Origin of the sequence: Streptomyces sp. CA-179760 (assembly GCF_050937045.1) — a bacterium.
In the GTDB taxonomy this organism is placed as follows: domain Bacteria; phylum Actinomycetota; class Actinomycetes; order Streptomycetales; family Streptomycetaceae; genus Streptomyces.
Map to the genome: position 1 here is coordinate 2,364,748 of NZ_JBNJLZ010000001.1, position 20,108 is coordinate 2,384,855.

The 20,108-nt window shown below is 70.6% G+C and carries 16 protein-coding genes; 4 read left to right on the top strand and 12 right to left on the bottom strand.

What is annotated here, in order from left to right; all coding sequences use genetic code 11:
* Positions 1 to 117: 117 nt before the first annotated feature.
* The 3 genes from ACQEV8_RS10585 (at position 118) to ACQEV8_RS10595 (ending at position 3,908) form a co-directional block, all read left to right on the top strand.
* Positions 118 to 633, top strand: coding sequence for a PadR family transcriptional regulator (locus ACQEV8_RS10585; protein ID WP_432959289.1), 516 nt, complete (start codon positions 118 to 120; stop codon positions 631 to 633).
* A complete protein-coding gene (locus ACQEV8_RS10590; RefSeq protein WP_382498767.1) occupies positions 630 to 1,385 on the top strand; it encodes an ABC transporter ATP-binding protein in 756 nt (251 codons plus the stop codon). Before ACQEV8_RS10585 ends, ACQEV8_RS10590 begins: the two co-directional genes overlap by 4 nt.
* A 96-nt stretch (positions 1,386 to 1,481) precedes the next feature.
* Positions 1,482 to 3,908: an ABC transporter permease gene (locus ACQEV8_RS10595; protein WP_432959291.1), complete on the top strand. Its 2,427-nt coding sequence runs from the start codon at positions 1,482 to 1,484 to the stop codon at positions 3,906 to 3,908.
* 142 nt (positions 3,909 to 4,050) lie between these two features.
* On the opposite strand, the gene pgi is transcribed toward ACQEV8_RS10595, so the two are convergent.
* The 12 genes from pgi to uvrC all read right to left on the bottom strand — a co-directional run bounded on the left by pgi (position 4,051) and on the right by uvrC (position 19,683).
* Positions 4,051 to 5,703, bottom strand: a complete 1,653-nt coding sequence (pgi, locus tag ACQEV8_RS10600) for a glucose-6-phosphate isomerase (RefSeq protein WP_432959293.1) — start codon at positions 5,701 to 5,703, stop codon at positions 4,051 to 4,053.
* A 68-nt stretch (positions 5,704 to 5,771) separates the two neighbouring features.
* Positions 5,772 to 7,040, bottom strand: a complete 1,269-nt coding sequence (locus ACQEV8_RS10605; protein ID WP_432959295.1) for an MFS transporter — start codon at positions 7,038 to 7,040, stop codon at positions 5,772 to 5,774.
* Positions 7,041 to 7,175: 135 nt separating this feature from the next.
* On the bottom strand, positions 7,176 to 7,511 hold the full coding sequence (locus ACQEV8_RS10610) for an RNA polymerase-binding protein RbpA (RefSeq protein ID WP_003976875.1): 336 nt from the start codon (positions 7,509 to 7,511) through the stop codon (positions 7,176 to 7,178).
* 208 nt (positions 7,512 to 7,719) lie between these two features.
* Positions 7,720 to 7,950 (bottom strand): preprotein translocase subunit SecG, encoded by a 231-nt coding sequence (gene secG, locus ACQEV8_RS10615; RefSeq protein ID WP_184596855.1) that lies wholly within the window; start codon positions 7,948 to 7,950, stop codon positions 7,720 to 7,722.
* Positions 7,951 to 8,051: 101 nt separating this feature from the next.
* Positions 8,052 to 8,828, bottom strand: a complete 777-nt coding sequence (gene tpiA / locus ACQEV8_RS10620; protein ID WP_382595734.1) for a triose-phosphate isomerase — start codon at positions 8,826 to 8,828, stop codon at positions 8,052 to 8,054.
* Positions 8,829 to 8,833: 5 nt separating this feature from the next.
* Positions 8,834 to 10,045: a phosphoglycerate kinase gene (locus ACQEV8_RS10625; RefSeq protein ID WP_432959298.1), complete on the bottom strand. Its 1,212-nt coding sequence runs from the start codon at positions 10,043 to 10,045 to the stop codon at positions 8,834 to 8,836.
* A 142-nt stretch (positions 10,046 to 10,187) separates the two neighbouring features.
* Positions 10,188 to 11,198 (bottom strand): type I glyceraldehyde-3-phosphate dehydrogenase, encoded by a 1,011-nt coding sequence (gene gap / locus ACQEV8_RS10630; RefSeq protein WP_432959300.1) that lies wholly within the window; start codon positions 11,196 to 11,198, stop codon positions 10,188 to 10,190.
* Positions 11,199 to 11,448: 250 nt separating this feature from the next.
* Positions 11,449 to 14,403, bottom strand: coding sequence for a M14 family zinc carboxypeptidase (locus ACQEV8_RS10635; RefSeq protein WP_432959302.1), 2,955 nt, complete (start codon positions 14,401 to 14,403; stop codon positions 11,449 to 11,451).
* A gap of 153 nt (positions 14,404 to 14,556) precedes the next feature.
* Positions 14,557 to 15,546, bottom strand: a complete 990-nt coding sequence (whiA, locus tag ACQEV8_RS10640; protein WP_382498783.1) for a DNA-binding protein WhiA — start codon at positions 15,544 to 15,546, stop codon at positions 14,557 to 14,559.
* Positions 15,537 to 16,616, bottom strand: coding sequence for a gluconeogenesis factor YvcK family protein (locus ACQEV8_RS10645; protein WP_189731002.1), 1,080 nt, complete (start codon positions 16,614 to 16,616; stop codon positions 15,537 to 15,539). Before ACQEV8_RS10645 ends, whiA begins: the two co-directional genes overlap by 10 nt.
* Positions 16,613 to 17,572 (bottom strand): RNase adapter RapZ, encoded by a 960-nt coding sequence (gene rapZ / locus ACQEV8_RS10650; RefSeq protein ID WP_432959305.1) that lies wholly within the window; start codon positions 17,570 to 17,572, stop codon positions 16,613 to 16,615. The genes ACQEV8_RS10645 and rapZ overlap by 4 nt, the downstream gene beginning before the upstream one ends.
* Entirely contained in the window at positions 17,569 to 19,683 is a 2,115-nt protein-coding gene (uvrC, locus tag ACQEV8_RS10655) for an excinuclease ABC subunit UvrC (RefSeq protein ID WP_432959307.1), read from the bottom strand. Before uvrC ends, rapZ begins: the two co-directional genes overlap by 4 nt.
* A 264-nt stretch (positions 19,684 to 19,947) precedes the next feature.
* Between uvrC and ACQEV8_RS10660 the strand changes: the two genes are divergently transcribed.
* On the top strand, positions 19,948 to 20,100 hold the full coding sequence (locus ACQEV8_RS10660; RefSeq protein ID WP_432959308.1) for a hypothetical protein: 153 nt from the start codon (positions 19,948 to 19,950) through the stop codon (positions 20,098 to 20,100).
* Positions 20,101 to 20,108 lie beyond the last annotated feature (8 nt).

Below are 20,108 nucleotides of genomic sequence, written 5' to 3' on the forward strand. Positions count from 1 at the left end.
TCCTCCCTGTACACCGGCGTCGGGCACCCTTGCCCGGAATCAGAGGCCATGTATACCTGTTAGGTATGGGCGATACTAGGGTCTGGAGCACATTGACCGGACAGGAGGACTGCACGCGTGCGCCTGCACCTCCTGGCACTCCTCGCCCGCGGCCCCGCCCATGGCTACGAGCTCAAGCAGGACCTTGAGCAACTGCTGGGCTCCGCGTACCCTCAGCCGAATGTCGGCCAGATCTATGTGACCCTCGGCCGCCTCGAGAAGTCGGGACTGATCGAGGGCGAGGACGTGGCGCAGTCCAGCCGGCCCAATAAAAAGGTCTACCACCTCACCGACGCCGGGCGGGAGGCGCTGCGCGCCTGGTTCGAGGAGCCCGAGGACGAGCCGCGGGTACGGGACGACTTCTTCATGAAGCTGGCGCTCGCTCCGCAGACCGGGCTCGCCGACCAGATCTCCCTGATCAACCACCAGCGGCGCCAGTATCTGAACACCATGCGGCAGCTGTCGAAGCTGTCCGCCGCCGAAGACCGCGACAACCGCATCGCGCATCTGCTGATAGAGGGTGCGATGCTGCACTTGCAGGCCGATCTCGACTGGCTGGAGCGGTGCCAGGAAGAGCTGGAGGAGCTGGAGTGAGCGACGACCGTCCCGCTCCTGTGCTGCGCGCCGAGGGGCTGGTGAAGACCCACCACGGCGAGGGCGCGCCCGCCCATGCCGTGCGCGGGGTGGACCTGTGCGTACGGCAGGGCGAGTTCGTGGCGATCACCGGCCCGTCAGGCGCCGGGAAGTCGACACTGCTGCATCTGCTCGGCGGGCTCCAGCGGCCGGACGCGGGCCACCTCTGGCTCGACGGCGAGTCCACCGACACCTACAGCGAGGCCCGCTGGGCGGTGGAGCGCAGGAAGCGGATCGGGATCGTCTTCCAGTTCTTCAACCTCGTGTCCAACCTGTCCGTCGCCGACAACGTGGAGCTGCCCGCCCTGCTCGCCGGGAGCTCGCCGAAGCAGGCGCGCACCGAGCGCGAGCAGCTGCTGGCCGAGCTGGGCCTGACCGGCAAGGAGCGCAGCATGCCGGGCGAGCTGTCCGGCGGTGAGCAGCAGCGGGTCGCCCTGGCCCGGGCCCTGGTCAACCATCCCCCACTGCTCCTGGCAGACGAACCGGCCGGCAGCCTCGACAGCAAGGGCACCCGCGAGGTGATGCGGCTGCTGTCCCGCTTCCACCAGCGCGGCCAGACGATCCTGCTGGTCACGCATGACGCGCGGCTGGCGAGCGCCGCGGACCGGGTGATCAGCTTCTTCGACGGCCGGATCGCCGACGACGCGGAACTCGACGGCGGCACACCCCCGCGCCGGTCCGGCATCTCCGGTGTGCTGGAACTCAAGGACTGACATGCGGGTGTACGACGACCGCGCCGCGAGCGGGCCGCCCGGACCCAAGGGCCGGGTGTCCGGCCGCCCGGTGTCCGGGCCGAGAGGCTGAGGCCCGTGCGAGCCACCCTGCGCTGGGCGCACTCCGATCTGCGCACGCACCGGGGCGAGGCGCTGTTCCTCGTCCTCGCCACCGCGGGCATCGTCGCCTCGCTGCTGCTGGCCACGGCCCTGTTCGGGTACGCGACCAACCCCTGGCAGCGTGTGTTCACACAGTCTCACGGCGCGCATGTGTGGCTGCACACCGACAGCGCCGCGGACACCGGGAAGCTGGCCGGCCTGGACGGCGTCGACTCCGTCGCCGGGCCCTACCCCACCGCCGACGCCACCGTCTCCGCACGGGGCAGCCGCGCCGCCGTGGAACTGCGCGGCACCCCGGAACGGCCCTCCGTAGGCCGCCCGCCCGTCGTCTCCGGCCACTGGCTCGACCCCGCGACGCCGAACGGTGTGGTCCTGGAGAGCCGCCTCGCCCGCGCACTGCTGGCCGAGCCCGGCGACACCCTCACCGTGCCCGGCACCGCCCGCGAGCTGACGGTGGTGGGGCTCGCCGACAGCGCCGAGCCGCGCTACCGGCCCGGTGAGCAGCCAGGCCTGGTGTGGGCCCTGCCGTCGGCCGTGCCTGATCCCGGCGGCCAGGTGATCGGGCTGCGCCTGACGGACCCCGGCGACACCTCCTACGTCGTGCAGCGTGCCGTGACCGTGCTGGGAGCCGGGGCCATCGGCGAGGTGTCCACCTGGCAGCAGGCACGCGCCGAGGCCCAGGGCGACAACCGGCTCCTCGGCCAGGTGCTGGGGCTGTTCGGGCTGGGCGCGCTGGTCGCCGCCGGGCTCGCCGTGCACGGGGCGATCAGCACCCGTATCCGCGGCCACCTGCGGGATCTCTCCGTCCTGAAGGCGATCGGCTTCACCCCGGGCCAGGTGGTCCGCGTCTTCCTGCTCCAGCACCTCGCCTACGCCCTGCTGGGCGCCGTGGCCGCCGCCGCGCTCGCCGAGGCCCTGGGCAGCCGGATCCCCGGGCGGCTCGGGGACGCGGTCGGGGTGTGGCAGGGCCTTCCCGGGCACACCGTGGCGCTGGTCGTGGTCCCGGTGGGCGCGGTGCTGTTCATCGGCGCGACCACCGGTCTTGCCGCGTGGCGGGCGGGACGGGTGCCGCCGGTGCCGGTGCCGAGGCCCACGGCGGCACTGGGCGGGCGGTTGTCCGGGGCGACGGGCCGGAGCCGCGGCACGCGGTCCGCCGGCCCGTCGGAGCGGCCCGCTTCCGCTTCGCCGGGCAGGCGGCCGGCGAGCGGTGTGCGCCGGGTCCTCAGGCTCCCGCCCGCGGCTCCCCGGACCGGACAGCTTTCCGGCATGGCCCGCCGGGCGCTCGGCCTGCGGATCCCGCCCGCGCTGGTGCTGGGCTGGCACAAGGCGTTCACCCGCCGCCCCCGCTCCTTCGCCACGATCGCCCGCCTCACCCTGCCACTGCTGCTCATCGTCGTGGCGATGAGCGCGTGGACCACCATCGACCGCTTCCACAGCGAGCCGGAGCAGATCGGCCTGCCCACCTCGCTCAGCGTCCGCGCCGACGCCGGACTGAACGAACAGCAGACCCGCGCCCTCCTGGAACGCGACCCGCAGGTCGCCGCCGCCTACCCCGGCGTCGAGACGGCCGCCCTGGTCCCGGGCCAGACAGCGACCATCGCCCTGCGCGGCCTCGGCACCCAGCAGGGCCCCTACCCGTACACCCTCGCCGAGGGCCGCGCCGCCCGCGGCGCCGACGAGGCGGTGGCCGGGCAGGGGCTGCTCGACCTGCTGGACGTGCGCGTCGGGGACTGGGTCCGCATGACCGTGGGCGACCAGCCGCAGATCCTGCACATCGTGGGCCGCAGCATCGAGCCGGAGAACGCCGGCCGGGTCATCTCCACGTCCCTCGACACCCTCCGAGCGAACGACCCCGGGCTCCGCCCGACCCTCTACGAGCTGCGCCTCGACCCCGGCGCCGACCCGGGGGAGGTCGCCGACCGGCTCGCCACGGCCGGGCGCGGCCATCTGGACGTGCACACCGTGGCCAACCCCGCCGACGGGCTCTCCCCACTGCGGGCCGTCGTCGCGGGGCTGATCGCCGTGCTCGCCCTCATCGGGCTCATCGAACTGCTGACCGCGATCGGCGGCGCCGTCCGCGAGGGCGAACGGGACCTGCTGGCGCTGAAGGCCATCGGTCTCTCCCCACGGCAGATCACGGCGATCACGGCCACGGCCACCGGCTGCACGGCCCTGGCGGCCGTGCTCGCCGCCACCGCCCTGGGCCTGCCGCTCGCCCACTGGCTCATCGACGCCCAGGGCAGATGGAGCGGCATCGGCGCGGGCATCGCCCGAGGCCCGTCGGCCCTGCTCATGCTGCTGCTGGGTGCGGCGGCGGTGCTCTGCGCGGCCGCACTGGCCGCCGTACCCGCGGCGCGGGCGGCACGCCGCCGGCTCGCGGACACGCTGAGCGCGGTCGCCTGACCTCGTCGGCTTCGCCGCTCAGCCGCCGTTGGGGTACTGCCGGTGGGCGTGCACGGGATGCCGCCTCCGGTGGGCTACGAGAAGCGGACGACGCGCCACCGCCCGCGTTCCCGCCCGGCCCGTCTCCCCGCCTGGCTCGTCGTCACCGCCGGCCGCGCAGCTCCCGGTACGTGGCGACCAGGGCCTCGGTGGAGGCGTCCAGGCCCTCGACCTCGGCGCCCTCGGTCAGCGCGGGCTCGACGCGCTTGGCGAGGACCTTGCCGAGCTCGACGCCCCACTGATCGAAGGAATCGATGTTCCACACCGCGCCCTGCACGAACACCTTGTGCTCGTAGAGGGCGACAAGCTGGCCGAGGACGGACGGCGTCAGCTCGGGCGCCAGGATCGTGGTCGTCGGGTGGTTGCCCTGGAACGTCTTGTGCGGCACCAGCTCCTCCGGCGCACCCTCGGCCCGCACCTCCTGCGGCGTCTTGCCGAAGGCGAGCGCCTGCGTCTGGGCGAAGAAGTTGGCCATCAGCAGATCGTGCTGTGCCTTGAGTTCCTCGCTCAGCTCGGCGACGGGTCGTGCGAAGCCGATGAAGTCCGCCGGGATCAGCTTCGTGCCCTGGTGGATGAGCTGGTAGTAGGCGTGCTGCCCGTTGGTGCCGGGCGTGCCCCACACCACCGGCCCCGTCTGCCACTGGACAGGATGCCCGTCGCGGTCCACCGACTTGCCGTTGGACTCCATGTCGAGCTGCTGGAGGTAGGCCGTGAACTTGGACAGGTAGTGGCTGTAGGGCAGCACCGCGTGCGACTGGGCGTCATGGAAGTTGCCGTACCAGATGCCCAGCAGGCCCAGCAGCAGCGGCACATTGGACTCGGCGGGCGCGGTCCGGAAGTGCTCGTCGACGATCCGGAAGCCGTCGAGCATCTCCCGGAAGCGGTCCGGGCCGATGGCGATCATCAGGGACAGGCCGATCGCGGAGTCGTACGAGTAGCGGCCGCCGACCCAGTCCCAGAACTCGAACATGTTGGCGGTGTCGATGCCGAACCCGGCGACCTTCCCGGCGTTCGTCGACAGGGCGACGAAGTGCTTGGCGACGGCGGCCTCGTCACCGAGCGCGGCCAGCAGCCAGCCACGGGCGGACGTGGCGTTGGTGATCGTCTCGATGGTGGTGAAGGTCTTGGAGGCGACGATGAACAGCGTCTCCGCCGGATCCAGATCGCCGACCGCCTCGTGCAGGTCAGAGCCGTCCACGTTCGACACGAAGCGGAACGTCATCGAGCGGTCCGTGTAAGCGCGCAGCGCCTCGTACGCCATCGCGGGGCCGAGGTCGGAACCGCCGATGCCGATGTTGACGACATTGCGGATGCGCTTGCCGGTGTGGCCGGTCCACTCCCCGGAGCGGACACGGTCGGCGAAGCCGGCCATCTTGTCGAGCACCGCGTGCACACCCGGCACCACGTTCTCGCCGTCGGCCTCGACCACCGCGTCCCGCGGCGCCCGCAGCGCGGTGTGCAGCACGGACCGGTCCTCGGTGGTGTTGATCTTCTGCCCGCGGAACATGGCGTCCCGGAGCCCGAAGACATCGGTCGCGTCGGCCAGTTCCCGCAGCAGTCGCAGTGTGTCGTCGGTGACGAGGTGCTTGGAGTAGTCGACGTACAGGTCGCCGACCCGGAGGGCGTACGCGGTGCCGCGGCCGGGCTCGGCGGCGAACAGCTCGCGCAGCCGGACCTCGCCCAGCTCCTCCCGGTGCTTGGCCAGTGCCGTCCACTCGGGCATGTGGTTGAGCCTGGTACGGCCGTCTGCGTTCATCTCGGACTTCAGCCTTCTTTCCTGTCCTGCCTGCGTACCTTGCCCCGCTGCCGGACCAACCTAATTGATCAGCGTGTGGCGTCGGTTGTCGTGGCACCGTCGTCCGGTTCAACAACGGATACGTTCGCGTGGAGCGTGGGTATCAGCGCGATGACGGCCAGGAGGAAGAAGGCGGCGGTGAGCAGGGGCGGGGTGTTCGGGCCCCAGGCGGTGGCGACGGCTCCGCCCAGCAGGGCGCCGAGGGGTACGCCGGCGAAGGCCAAGGTGCGGAAGGCCGAGCTGACCCGGCCCAGCAGCCCGGCGGGGCTGCGCTCCTGCATCAGCGTCGTCGTGTTGACGTTCCACACCATGCTCATGAGCCCGAAGACGGCCAGCATCCCCACCAGCACGGTCAGGCTGCGCACGGTGCCCATGACGACGAGGGCCGCGGTCTGCACCGATCCGGCGAGCAGCACCGACCGCTGCCGGCCGAGCCGCGCCACCAGCCGGCCGTTCACGACTCCCCCGGCCAGGCTGCCCAGGGTGAAGGCGGTGCCAGCCGCCGCGTAACCCGCGGGGCCCGCCTCCAGCCAGTCCGAGACGAGGACGACCAGCAGGGCGAGCAGGGTGCCCATCCCGACGTTGCACAGGGCGGTGGCGGCGCACAGGCCGCGCAGGGCGTGGTCGCGCCACAGGGTGCGCAGTCCCTGCGCGATCTCACGGCGCAGGGTGCTGCCCGCCGGCCTCGGCTCCCGGTCGGTCCGGGTCGCCGGCAGTGTGGCGATCAGCGCGGCGGCCACCAGGAAGGTCACCGCGTCGGCAGCGAAGGGCACGGCGGCCCCCGCCGCCAGCAGCAGCGGCACGACGGGTCCGCCGAGCAGGCCGCCCGCGACCCGCTGGCCGGTCATCAGCCGGGCGTTGGCACTGCCCAGCGCGTCCCGGTCGACCAGGGCGGGCAGCAGCGCGGTCGCGGCGTTGTCGAAGAGGGTCTGGAGGGTGGTGAGGGCGACGGCCAGCACGATGAGCAGGCCGATCGAGGCGTGACCGAGCGCCACGGCCACGGCGAAGGCGGCGACGAGCAGGCCGCGTAACGCGTCCGCCATCCACATGGCGCGCCGCTGGTCCACACGGTCGGCGACGGCCCCGCCGAGCAGCCCGAAGACGATCCAGGGCAGATAGCCGCAGGCCGTGACGGAGGCGATGAGCAGCGGCTCGTCGGTCAGTGTGACCGCCAGCAGAGGCAGTGCGGCCGTACGCAGCGCGTCACCGAAGCTGGACAGGACGGCAGCGCTCCACAGCCGTCCGAAACCCCCGCGCCACGCGGGCGCGCCCACGCTCCCCACCCCGACCGTCGCCACTGTTCGCCCCCTCACGGTTCGCCCCGATGCACAAACCGTAGAGGGCACCACTGACAATCGGTCCGCGAGCGGGCCGGCGGCGGGCTCGGAAACCAGCTCCGGCCGGGCACCTGCTGGTGCCCGGCCGGTCAATTCCTAGATCTCGCCCCGCAGTTTGGCGAGCGCCTCGGCGAGGATCGCCTCGCCGTCCGCGTCGCTGCGCCGCTCCCGTACATACGCCAGGTGCGTCTTGTAGGGCTCGGTGCGCGGCGGGTCCGGGGGGTTGTCCCGGTCCTGGCCGGCCGGGAATCCGCAGCGGGGACAGTCCCAGGTTTCGGGCACCTGCGCGTCGCTGGCGAAGCTCGGCTGGGTCTCGTGTCCGTTGGAGCACCAGAAGGAGATGCGCAGCCGCGGCGCGGACTCGCCGCGCTCGGCCTCGCCCATCGGCCCCGCCCCGACCCGGCTTCCCCGGATCGCGTTGCCACTTGCCACGGTCGTAACTCCCTGCGTGATGGTGCCGCGAAGCGAGTCGGCGTTCCGCTTCGCTGCGAGCGCCTCAGTCTACGTAAGGCCCAACGCGCGTCCAGTGATTGGAGTTACAACCCTCACACGAAGACGCAAGCCCCATGATAGGCCGCGCTCAGCTGCGCGTACCGAACATGGGGTCTTGCGTACGAGTTCCGTGCGGAGTGCGTCTCGGTCAGTTGTTCACCTTCATCAGGATGCCGAGCACGACAATGCACGCGAACCAGCCCAGACCGACCACGACGGTGATTCGGTCGAGGTTGCGCTCGGCGACCGAGGAGCCGCCGACGGAGGACTGCATGCCGCCACCGAACATGTCGGAGAGACCGCCGCCCTTCCCCTTGTGCATCAGCACCAGCAGCATCAGCAGCAGGCTGAAGACGATCAGGGCGATCGAGAACCCCATAACCACGGCTGGACCAACTTCCTCGGATTCTGACGGACGACGCGGGGCCCAGCACAAGGCTGGACCCCGCAAGGGTACGACGTTACGCCGCTACCGCATACTCACTGGTCGCGGAACCGCACGATCTTGACGAACTCGTCGGCGTCCAGCGAGGCGCCGCCGACCAGGGCGCCGTCGATGTCGGCCTGGGCCATGATCTCGGCGACGTTGCCCGCCTTGACCGAGCCGCCGTACTGGATGCGGACCTTGTCGGCCAGGTCCTGCGAGTACAACTCGGCGATCTTGCCGCGGATCGCCGAGCAGACCTCCTGGGCGTCCCCGGCTCCGCAGACCTTGCCGGTGCCGATGGCCCAGACGGGCTCGTAGGCGATCACGACGGTCTCGGCCTGCTCGGCGGGGAGGTCCTTCAGACCGCCCTCGACCTGGGCGAGGGTGTGGGAGACGTGGTTGCCCGCCTCGCGGATCTCCAGCTCCTCGCCGACGCACAGGATGGGCGTCAGGCCGTGCTTGTAGGCGGCCTTGACCTTGGCGTTCACCAGCTCGTCGGTCTCGGCGTGGTACTGGCGCCGCTCGCTGTGGCCGATCGCGACGTACGAGCACTTCAGCTTGGCCAGCATCGGGCCGGAGATCTCGCCGGTGAAGGCACCGCCGTCGTGCGCCGAGATGTCCTGGGCGCCGTACTTGATCTTGAGCTTGTCGCCGTCGACCAGGGTCTGCACGGAGCGCAGGTCGGTGAAGGGCGGCAGGACGGCGACCTCGACGGCCTCGTAGTCCTTGTCGGCCAGGGCGAAGGCGAGCTTCTGGACGTGGGCGATGGCCTCGAGGTGGTTGAGGTTCATCTTCCAGTTGCCCGCCATCAGCGGCGTGCGCGCGGTCATGTGGGTCAGTCCTCCAGTGCGGCGAGGCCGGGGAGCGTCTTGCCCTCGAGGTATTCGAGGGAGGCGCCGCCACCGGTCGAGATGTGGCCGAATGCGTTCTCGTCGAAGCCCAGGATGCGGACGGCCGCGGCGGAGTCGCCACCACCGACCACCGTGAAGGCCTGGGAGTCGAGGAGAGCCTGGGCTACCGCCTTGGTGCCCTCGGCGAAATCAGGGTGCTCGAAGACGCCCATGGGGCCGTTCCAGAAGACGGTGGCGGCGTCGACGATCTTCGAGGCGTACAGCTTGCGGGACTCGGGGCCGATGTCAAGGCCCATCTGACCGGCCGGCATGGCGTCCGCGGCGACGGTACTGGGCCCGGCCGGAGCCTTGGTCTTGAGGTCCGGGAAGTTGGGCGCGACCACGACGTCCACCGGCAGCACCAGCTCGACGCCGTTCTTCTCGGCGCGCTCGATGTACTCCCGGACGGCCGGGAGCTGGTCCTCCTGGACCAGGGACGTGCCGATCTCGTGACCCTTGGCCTTGAGGAAGGTGAAGACCATGCCGCCGCCGATGAGCAGGCGGTCGGCCTTGCCGAGCAGCTGGTCGATGACGGCGAGCTTGTCGGACACCTTGGCGCCGCCCAGGACGACGGCGTAGGGCCGCTTGACGTCATCGGTGAGCTTCTTCAGGACGCCGACCTCGGTCGCGATGAGATGGCCGGCGTAGTGCGGCAGCCGGGCCGGGAGGTCGTACACGGAGGCGTGCTTGCGGTGCACGGCTCCGAAGCCGTCACTGACGTAGACGTCGGCGAGGGCGGCGAGCCGGTCGGCGAAGGCAGCCCGCTCGGCGTCGTCCTTGCTCGTCTCGCCGGCGTTGAAGCGCAGGTTCTCGATGACGGCGACCTGGCCGTCGGTGAGGGCCGCGACAGTGGCCTGGGCGGACTCGTCGACCGTGTCGGTCGCGAAGGCCACGTCGGCGCCGAGGAGTTCACCGAGGCGCGCGGCGGCGGGGGCGAGGGAGAAGGCCGGGTCCGGGGCGCCCTTGGGGCGGCCCAGGTGGGAGGCGACGACCACGCGGGCGCCCGCCTCGGCGAGGGCCTTGACCGTGGGCAGCACGGCGCGGATACGGCCGTCGTCGGTGATCGACGTGCCGTCCAGCGGCACGTTCAGGTCCGCGCGGACGAAAGCCCGCTTGCCCGCGACCCCTTCGGCGAGGAGTTCGTCGATCGTCTTCATGAGGGGACTCCTGAAAGAGCTCGTGATCGCTCGTAAGCGCTCGTGATCGAACAGCTCTGATCTGTACGTGCGTCAGGGCTCGGGCAGCGCGTCGTCACGCTGCCCGAGCCCTGCTCTCACACTGTCGTGCCTGCTCGGTTGATCAGAGCTGGTTGCCGACGAAGACCGTAAGGTCCACGAGGCGGTTGGAGTAGCCCCACTCGTTGTCGTACCAGCCGAGGATCTTCACCGAGTTGCCCTCCTGGACCATGGTCAGGGAGGCGTCGAAGGTGCAGGAGGCCGGGTCGCTGACGATGTCCGAGGAGACGATCTGGTCCTCGGTGTAGGCCAGGTAGCCCTTGAGGTCGCCGTCCTCGGACGCCTTCTTGAACGCGGCGTTGACCTCGTCCTTGGTGACCTCGCGCTGGAGCGTCACGACCAGGTCGGTGGCCGAGCCGGTCGGGACCGGGACACGCATCGCGATGCCGTCGAGCTTGCCCTTGAGCTGCGGCAGGACCAGCGCGGTGGCCTTCGCGGCACCCGTGGTGGTCGGGATGATGTTCTCGGCGGCGGCGCGGGCGCGACGCAGGTCCGAGTGCGGGAAGTCCAGGATGCGCTGGTCGTTGGTGTACGCGTGGACCGTCGTCATCAGGCCCTTGACGATGCCGAAGTTCTCGTCGAGGACCTTGGCCATCGGCGCCACACAGTTGGTGGTGCAGGAGGCGTTGGAGATGACGTGGTGGTTCGCCGGCTCGTACTTGTCCTGGTTGACACCCATCACGATGGTGATGTCCTCCTCCTTGGCCGGAGCCGAGATGAGGACCTTCTTGGCGCCGCCGGCGAGGTGCTTGGCGGCGTCGGCCTTCTTCGTGAAGATGCCGGTGGACTCGATGACGATGTCGACACCCAGCTCGCCCCACGGGATCTCCGCGGGGTTGCGCTCGGAGAGCACCTTGATGGTGTGGTCGTCGACCGTGATCGTGTCTGCGGTGTGCGACACCTCTGCCTTGAGACGGCCCAGGATGGTGTCGTACTTGAGCAGATGAGCGGTGGTCGCGGTGTCACCCAGGTCGTTGACAGCCACGATTTCGATGTCCGCACCCTGCTCCAGCAGCGCACGGAAGTAGTTGCGGCCGATGCGGCCGAAGCCGTTGATGCCTACGCGGATCGTCACGAACCGATCTCCTCGTTGGTACGCCGGCCATGAAGAGCCGGCGAGCTCTGTTTGGGATGTCCCCGACCGCCTACGACCCTACCTCCCTGAGCCCCAGGTGGTGACATCCAGATGCCCCATACACGGCAGGGCGGTCCGTACCCGCCAGTAGGGGTACGGACCGCCCACCGCTGAGATCAAGATCACTCGATTTCGCTACACAGAGCGCGTCCCTGTTGACCAGGGACGTCACCCTTTCAGGGCAGGAAGGTCACCCGTCCAGCGAAGCGAGCGCCTTCCTCATCAGTGCCGTCCGGTCAGCCGCCGCGGCGACGTGTTCGAGGCCGAAGCCCAGCAGCACGGTGTCGTCCGTGGTGACCGCGCCGAATGTCTGGAACAGCGCCCCGGTGCGCGTCCAGTCCTTGAGGACGGCCGGGCTGCCCGCGGGCGGACCGGCCGTCTTCCAGGCGCCGAGGGAGGTCTCGAAGCCCTCGGTCTCCTTCGCCGTGCCGCCGACGACGAGCGAGGCGTCGTCGGCGAGGACGCCGTGCCCGCCGGTACCCGGGTCGGTGACGTAGCTGATCGACAGCTCGACCGTCTTGCCGGCGTAGGCGCTCAGGTCGAAGTTCACCTGCTGCCAGCCATTAGAGGTACCGGTGAGGCTGTGCCACTGGCCGGAGCTGCCGGACGCGGTGCAGCCGTCGTCCGTGAGGGTGAGGTAGCGCTTCAGCCAGGGGTGCTCATTGACGTAGAAGCCGGCCGCGCACTCCTCCGGCACGGTGGCCTTGGTGGCGCCGCCCGCCTCGGGCAGGGTCGTCCAGTCGTCGGCGCCGGTGGTGTGGGCCTCGACCAGGACGTGGTCGTAGCCGGGTTCGGTGTCCCACAGCAACTGGGTGCGCAGCGTGGGCTTGTCGGCGGTCGTGGTGCCGGTGAGGTCCACGGTGCGGGTGAGGCGCTTGTAGCCGTCGTTGGTGTGGACGGCCGCCGCCATGGCGGAGCCCGCGTACGGGCCGTACGGGTTCACCGTGCCGGCGAACTGTCCCGCGCCCTCGCTCGCGAACTGCGGGTACCTGTCGGCGGGCAGTTCGCCGGAGGTGACCGCGTAGGTGCCCGCCCTGTCCAGCGGGTTGCCGGGGGCGCCGGCGAGCGTGCCCGTGAAGCTGCCGAGCCTGCCGGAGCCGGTGAAGCCGGTCGCCCCTGGGGTCGAGGTGCGGCTGTAGGCACCCAGGTAGTACTGGCTGAAGTCGTTCGACAGGGTGCCGCCGCCCAGGTCGACGCTGCCGCCGGCCTGCTCGCCCGCCTCGATCAGCCTGCCGCCCTCGTTGAGGAAAGACCGCAGCTGGAGCTGGGTGGCGACGCCCGGGGTGCCCGCGCCCGTGTAGTGGACGACGGTGTCGTAGTGGCTCAGCACACCGAGCGCGTCGGGCGCGCCCTGCTGGGCGACGTCCCAGACGACCGCCTTGCGGCCGTTGGCCTTGAGCGCGTCGACGTAAGCCTTCGCCTGCGTGGCGGTGGCGCCTTCCTCGGCGACCACGAGGGTGTTCGCCCTGGGGAGCTCGGCCACGGTGTAGGTGAAGCGCTTGCTGGAGACCGGCTTGCCGTTCTTCGTCTCCCCGGTGAACCACACCTCGACCTTGTCGCCCGGGTCGCCGTCCTTGACCTTCGCCCGGTACTCATCGAAGTAGAGGTTGTCCTCACCGCCGTACGTCTCGCCGCCCTTCCAGGGCTTGAGCGCCATGTCCTCGGTGCGGCCGCCGTTGACGCGGTACCTCAGCTCCTTGTCGCGCACGGACTTGCGTGCGACGACGGAGATCTCCTGGTCTGCGCCGCGCGAGTAGGACGTGGAGAAGGCTGCTGGGGTGAAGTCGGCGGCGCTCATGCCGACCGAGGAGGACGGCCGGTCGGGGTGGGCGGCCGACTCGGCGACCGAGAGCGCGAACGGGACGTTCTTGGCGAACTCCTGCTGGATCAGCTTCTCGTCGTCCGGGAAGGTGAAGACCGACCGGCAGTCGGACGCCTTCCACTCGTCGTTCGGGTCGATGTTCGAGGCCGTCGCGCAGGTCGACATCTCGGGGGTGAACATCGCCAGGCCGTTGACGTTCGCCGCGTGGCCGTCGGCCTCGCCGTTCGTCGTGTACAGCTCGGAGGAGACCTGCGGGTGGTAGCCGGGGACCGCCGGGTTCTCGGGCGTGCCGGCGAGCGCCTTGTACAGGACGTCGTCCGGGGTCTCCGTGGCCACCTGCCAGCCGACTCCGTAGAGGATGAGTTCGGCGGCGGAGTGGTAGTTGATGCCGTACGTGAAGCCGATCCGCTTCTGGAAGGCGTCCAGGGCCTTCGTCTCCGGCTCGGAGCCCGGGCTCGCGCCACGGTAGGTCTCGCTGGTGGGGTTGGGGGACGAGCCCTCGTCGTCGTAGCCCCACTTGTAGGTGAAGTTGCGGTTGAGGTCGACGCCGTCGCCGGTGCCGATGGCGCCGTCGCCGTTGTTGTCCCGCAGGTTCTTGCGCCACATGCGGTTGTCGTCGCTCTTGAAGGTGTGGTCGTAGCCGTCGGGGTTGGCCGACAGGAGGAACCACAGCTCGGTGGAGTCGACGATCTTCTTGACGCGCTTGTCCGTCTTGTACTTGTCCAGGTAATGGTGCATCAGGCGCCGGGTCATCTCCGGCGTGATCCACTCGCGCGCGTGCTGGTTGGACATGTAGAGGACGGAGGGCTTGGAGCCGTCCTTCGTCTTCTTCGCGTTCTTGGTGAGCTTCAGGGCGAGGACGTCCTGGCCGTTCACCGTCTTGCCGATGGAGACGACCTTGGTGAGGCCGGGGTGCTGCTGCGCGGCGCGGAGGATCTCCTCCTTCAGGCCGCCCCCTCCGCTGTACGGGCGGAACACGCCCTCGGCGGCGTTCCTGACGCGCTTCTCGGCACCTGCGGAGACTTTGTGCTCGGTGAGGCCGACGCCCTGCTTGCGAAGCTTCTTCGCCTGCTGGTCGGTGAGATAGACCTCGACGGTGCCGGTGCCCTTCTCGGGCACCTGCTCGCCGAGTTCGTGACCGTCCTGGCCGGCCGCCAGCAGCAGGGGTACCTGCTTCTGGGTGACCTCGGCCCGGAAGACCTTGACTTCGTCCGAGTCGGACGGGGCCGAACTTCCCGGTTGTGCCTGGGCGATGGGTGCGATGCTCGCTCCGCCGATCAGGAGCGCGCCGACAGCGAGGATCGATCTCGCTCTTCGTCTCATGAACCCCCCTTGCGTGGGTTCGCCACAGCAGCGAACAGATGCCAGGCTCATGACAGTCCATGATCGAGTCAAGGGTGCCTCAGCGACACGCAAAAAGCCGGTGCCGGTCACCCAAGTGGGCGCCGGGCACCGGCTGATTGACGGCCTGTGAGGTCAGCCGACGAGGTTGTCGGCGAGGTCGTCCGCGAGGTTGGACTCCGTGCCCGGGATGCCGAGGTCGGAGGCGCGCTTGTCGGCCATGGCCAGCAGGCGGCGGATGCGGCCGGCGACGGCGTCCTTGGTCAGCGGCGGGTCGGCGAGCGCGCCCAGCTCCTCCAGGGAGGCCTGCTTGTGCTCCATGCGCAGCCGGCCGGCGGCGGCGAGGTGCTCGGGAACGTCGTCGGCGAGGATCTCCAGGGCGCGCTGCACGCGGGCACCGGCGGCGACGGCCGCGCGGGCCGAGCGACGGAGGTTGGCGTCGTCGAAGTTGGCGAGCCGGTTCGCCGTGGCCCGCACCTCGCGGCGCATCCGGCGCTCCTCCCAGGCCAGCACCGATTCGTGGGCACCGAGCCGGGTCAGCAGGGCACCGATGGCGTCACCGTCACGGACGACGACCCGGTCCACGCCGCGCACCTCACGGGCTTTGGCGCCGATCGACAGGCGGCGGGCGGCGCCGACCAGTGCGAGCGCGGCCTCGGGGCCCGGGCAGGTCACCTCCAGGGAGGAGGAGCGGCCGGGCTCGGTGAGCGAGCCGTGCGCGAGGAACGCGCCGCGCCAGGCTGCCTCGGCGTCGCAGGTGGCCCCCGAGACCACCTGCGGGGGAAGGCCGCGGATCGGGCGGCCGCGCCCGTCGACCAGGCCGGTCTGGCGGGCCAGCTGGTCCCCGCCCGCGATGACGCGCACGACGTAGCGGGACCCGCGGCGCAGTCCGCCGGGTGCCATCACGATCAGTTCGGAGCTGTGGCCGAAGATCTCCAGGATGTCCCGCTTCAGACGGCGGGCCGCCATCGCGGTGTCCAGCTCCGCCTCGATCACAATCCGACCGCTCACCAGGTGGAGGCCGCCGGCGAACCGCAGCATGGCGGAGACCTCCGCCTTTCTGCAGCAGGTCCGGGTGACGGGGAGCCGGGAGATCTCGTCCTTCACCGCTGCCGTCATCGCCATGGGCCGATCCTTCCATGCATCCGAAAAATACGGTCGTACGCGGCGGCCAACAGCTCCGGGTCGTGCCTCGGGGTCCCGTCGGGTCTGGCCACCGGCGCCAGCTCGACCGCGGCCCCGAACCGCTTCGCGGCATCGGTCAGGGAGTCACGGTCGGGCACGGCGGCCTCGTCGGCCAGCACCACGTCCAGGGCGAGTTTAGGGGCGTGTCGTCCCAAAACCTCCAAATGACGCTGCGGGGAGAAGCCCTCGGTTTCTCCAGGTTGCGGGGCGAGGTTCAGGGAGAGCACCCGGCGGGCCTTGGTCTGCGTGAGCGCGTCCAGCAGCTCCGGCACGAGCAGATGCGGGATGACCGAGGAGAACCAGGAGCCCGGGCCGAGCACCACCCAGTCCGCGTCCAGGACGGCCTCGACCGCCTCGGGCACGGCGGGCGGGTCGTGCGGCACGACGTGCACGGACTGCACCTCGCCCGGGGTGAGGGCGACGGTGGCCTGACCGCGGACCGTGTCGACCTCCTCCGGGCGCTCCGGGTCGTGGCCCTTGACCAGGGCCTGGAGCTCCAGCGGGACGGCGGACATGGGCAGCACGCGCCCCTGTGCGCCGAGCAGCCGTCCGACCAGGTCGAGGGCCTGCACATGGTCGCCGAGCTGCTCCCAGAGGGCGACGATCAGCAGGTTGCCGACCGCGTGCTCGTGCAGGTCGCCCTGGGACTGGAAGCGGTGCTGGATGACCCGGGCCCAGGTCTGGCCCCAGTCGTCGTCGCCGCACAGCGCGGCCAGCGCCTTGCGCAGGTCGCCGGGCGGCAGCACGCCCAGCTCGTCGCGGAGCCGGCCGCTGGAGCCGCCGTCGTCGGCCACGGTGACGACGGCGGTCAAATCGCCGGTGATGCGGCGCAGTGCGGCCAGCGAGGCGGACAGGCCCATGCCGCCGCCGAGGGCGACGACCTTGGGCTGGGTGCCCCGGCGGCGCGGTCTGCCGCCCCGGGCCTCGGCGGGCCGGCCGGCCCGTGCGTCGGTGCTGCCGTCGGGCACCACCCGGCGCAGCCGGCTCAGCCGCGGAGTACGTCGTGTCATTCGCGTCCCATGTCCCGGTGTACGACCACTGTCTCCACGCCTTCGGACGCGAGCCGAGCGGCGAGCTTCTCCGACATGGCGACCGAGCGGTGCTTGCCGCCCGTGCAGCCCACGGCGATGGTCACGTAGCGCTTGCCCTCACGGCGGTAGCCGGTGGCGACGAGCTGGAGGAGCTCCGTGTACCGGTCGAGGAACTCCTTGGCTCCGGGCTGGTTGAAGACGTATCCGGAGACCTCCTCGTTGAGGCCGGTGTACGGACGCAGCTCCGGGACCCAGTGCGGGTTAGGCAGGAAGCGGCAGTCGACGACGAGGTCGGCGTCGACCGGCAGGCCGTACTTGTAGCCGAAGGACATCACCGTGGCCCGCAGCTCCGGCTCCTCCTCGCCCGCGAACTGGGCGTCCATCTTGGCGCGCAGCTCGTGCACGTTCAGGCTGGAGGTGTCGATCACCAGGTCGGCGTCGCCACGCAGCTCGCGCAGCAGCTCGCGCTCGGCGGCGATGCCGTCGACGATGCGGCCGTCGCCCTGGAGGGGGTGCGGGCGGCGCACCGACTCGAAGCGACGCACCAGGGCCTCGTCGGAGGACTCCAGGAAGACGATCCTCCGGGTGACGTTCTTCGCCTCCAGGTCGGCGAGGGACTCGCGGAGGTTGTCGAAGAAGCGGCGGCCTCGGACGTCGACGACGACGGCGATCCGGGCCACGTTGCCCTGGGAGCGGGCGCCGAGCTCCACCATGGTGGGGATCAGCGCGGGCGGCAGGTTGTCGACGACGAACCAGCCGAGGTCCTCCAGGCACTTCGCGGCCGTCGACCGGCCGGCCCCGGACATGCCGGAGATGATCACCAGCTCGGGGATGGCCGCTTCCGGGACCGGGGCCTTGTCGTTGGGCGTGCCCGTGCTCACCTGTGCTCCGTCTCCGGCTTGCTGTTCTTGCCCGTCGTGCTCGTTCACATTCATGTCTCCTGCCCCCGTCGTTCGTCCGGGGCTCCCATCGTCACGGGTTCCCCACTGGAACCCATGGTGCCGGGTTCCGAGCCGGCTTCCGTGCCGGGTTCCTCTTCCATGATCTCTCCGGTCGCCGTGTTGACGGCGGGTGCGGCCGGGGCCGCCTGGGCGAGGGCCGCCGCGATGGTCTCGGCGGTCTTTCGGCCTATGCCGGGAACCTCGCAGATCTGGTCGATGGTGGCAGATCGCAGTTTCTTCAACGAACCGAAGTGTTTCAGGAGTGCCTGCTTCCGCGTGTCCCCGAGACCGGGGACGTCGTCCAGAGGGCTGGACCGGAAGCGCTTGGCCCGCTTCGCGCGCTGGTAGGTGATCGCGAACCGGTGGGCCTCGTCACGGACCCGCTGGAGCAGATACAGGCCCTCGCTGGTACGGGGCAGGACCACCGGGTCGTCGTCACCGGGCAGCCAGACCTCCTCCAGGCGCTTGGCGAGGCCGCACACGGCGATGTCGTCGATCCCGAGCTCGTCCAGGGCCCGCCGGGCTGCCGCGACCTGCGGGGCGCCACCGTCGACGACGACGAGCTGGGGCGGATAGGCGAACTTCTTGGGGCGGCCGTCGTCCTCGGTGAGGCCGGTCCCGACGATCTCGCCGTTGCTGTCGATCTCAGGTGTCTCGGCCTCGGGGGTATCGGCGTTCTCGCCGTCGGTCCACTCCCCCGTCTTCTCCTTCTCGGCGAGGTAGCGCCGGAAGCGGCGGGTGATCACCTCGTGCATGGAGCGGACGTCGTCCTGCCCGGCGAAGCCCTTGATCTGGAAGCGCCGGTACTCGCTCTTGCGGGCGAGGCCGTCCTCGAAGACGACCATGGAGGCCACGACGTCGTCGCCCTGGAGGTGGGAGATGTCGTAGCACTCGATCCTGAGCGGGGCGCTGTCCAGGTCGAGGGCGTCGGCGATCTCCTCCAGGGCACGCGAGCGCGTGGTCAGGTCGGAGGCGCGCTTGGTCTTGTGCAGGACGAGCGACTGCTGCGCGTTGCGCTGGACTGTCTCCATGAGGGCCTTCTTGTCGCCGCGCTGCGGGACGCGCAGGGAGACGTTCGAGCCGCGCCGCCCCGTGAGCCACTCCTGGACGGGCTCCACGGGCTCGGGCAGGGCCGGGACCAGCACCTCCTTGGGGACGGCGTCGCCGGTCTCCTCGCCGTAGAGCTGCTGCAGGGCGTGCTCCACGAGGGCCCCGGTGGTGATCTCCTCCACCTTGTCGGTGACCCAGCCGCGCTGGCCGCGCACGCGTCCGCCACGTACGTGGAAGATCTGGACGGCCGCCTCCAGCTCGTCCTCGGCGACCGCGATCAGGTCGGCGTCGGTCGCGTCGGCGAGCACGACCGCGCTCTTCTCCATGGCCTTCCTCAGGGCCCCGATGTCGTCGCGCAGCCGGGCCGCCCGCTCGTATTCCATCTCCTCGGCCGCCTCGCCCATCTGCTTCTCCAGGCGGCGGATGTAGGCGTTCGTCCGGCCGGTCATGAAGTCGCAGAACTCGTCGGCCAGTTCGCGGTGCTCCTCAGCGGAGACCCGGTCCACACAGGGGGCCGAGCACTTGCCGATGTAGCCGAGGAGGCAGGGGCGGCCGGTGCGGGCGGCGTTCTTGAAGACACCGGCCGAGCAGGTGCGCACGGGGAAGACGCGCAACAGGAGGTCGACCGTGTCGCGGATGGCCCACGCGTGCCCGTACGGCCCGAAGTAGCGGACGCCCTTCTTCTTGTGACCGCGCATCACCTGCACGCGCGGGTACTCCTCGTTCATCGTCACCGCGAGGTACGGGTAGCTCTTGTCGTCGCGGTACTTGACGTTGAACCGGGGGTCGTACTCCTTGATCCAGGAGTACTCCAGCTGGAGCGCCTCGACCTCCGTGGACACCACCGTCCACTCCACGGACGCGGCCGTGGTGACCATGGTCCGGGTGCGCGGGTGCATTCCCGCCAGATCCTGGAAGTAGTTCGCCAGGCGCTGGCGCAGGCTCTTCGCCTTTCCGACGTAGATCACCCGGCGGTGCTCGTCGCGGAACCTGTAGACCCCCGGCGTATCGGGGATCTCACCCGGTTTGGGGCGGTAGCTGGAGGGGTCGGCCATGTCTCACACCCTACTGGCGAGCACCGACAGTCCGACGGGAGCGCGGGGCACGATCACAGGCTTGGCGGTGGCAGTTTCCAACGGCATGTCCCGCCGCGGGGATTACGGCACGCCGGTAGCGGGAATGCAGGCTTCCCACGGGGACACGGCGGCGTCCGGCGGACGAGGGCCGTGTCGGTGCAGGCACAGGATGTCAGTGCGGACCGGCCGCTTCCCACACGGAGCGGGCGGGCCACGGGTCGGAGGGCTGCGCAGATGAAGCAGATGCGGATCGAGAAAACCCGGCGGACGGTCCGTGCCCGCCGGTACGCGGACGAGCCGTTCGCGCTGCGCGACGCCCTGGACCCGCGCGACCCCGACATAGTGCGGGCCAAGCGTCTCGCCCTCGAGGAACAGAGCGGAAACGACCGCTCCTAGAAACCCAC

Bases quoted from the DNA above. Each gene is read 5' to 3' on its own strand.
- tpiA (WP_382595734.1), bottom strand. From the start codon at position 8,828: ATGACCGCGCGCACGCCGCTGATGGCGGGCAACTGGAAGATGAACCTC.
- ACQEV8_RS10660 (WP_432959308.1), top strand. From the start codon at position 19,948: ATGCGGATCGAGAAAACCCGGCGGACGGTCCGTGCCCGCCGGTACGCG.
- rapZ (WP_432959305.1), bottom strand. From the start codon at position 17,572: ATGAATGTGAACGAGCACGACGGGCAAGAACAGCAAGCCGGAGACGGA.
- ACQEV8_RS10625 (WP_432959298.1), bottom strand. From the start codon at position 10,045: ATGAAGACGATCGACGAACTCCTCGCCGAAGGGGTCGCGGGCAAGCGG.
- uvrC (WP_432959307.1), bottom strand. From the start codon at position 19,683: ATGGCCGACCCCTCCAGCTACCGCCCCAAACCGGGTGAGATCCCCGAT.
- whiA (WP_382498783.1), bottom strand. From the start codon at position 15,546: ATGGCGATGACGGCAGCGGTGAAGGACGAGATCTCCCGGCTCCCCGTC.
- ACQEV8_RS10645 (WP_189731002.1), bottom strand. From the start codon at position 16,616: ATGACACGACGTACTCCGCGGCTGAGCCGGCTGCGCCGGGTGGTGCCC.
- pgi (WP_432959293.1), bottom strand. From the start codon at position 5,703: ATGAACGCAGACGGCCGTACCAGGCTCAACCACATGCCCGAGTGGACG.
- secG (WP_184596855.1), bottom strand. From the start codon at position 7,950: ATGGGGTTCTCGATCGCCCTGATCGTCTTCAGCCTGCTGCTGATGCTG.
- ACQEV8_RS10635 (WP_432959302.1), bottom strand. From the start codon at position 14,403: ATGAGACGAAGAGCGAGATCGATCCTCGCTGTCGGCGCGCTCCTGATC.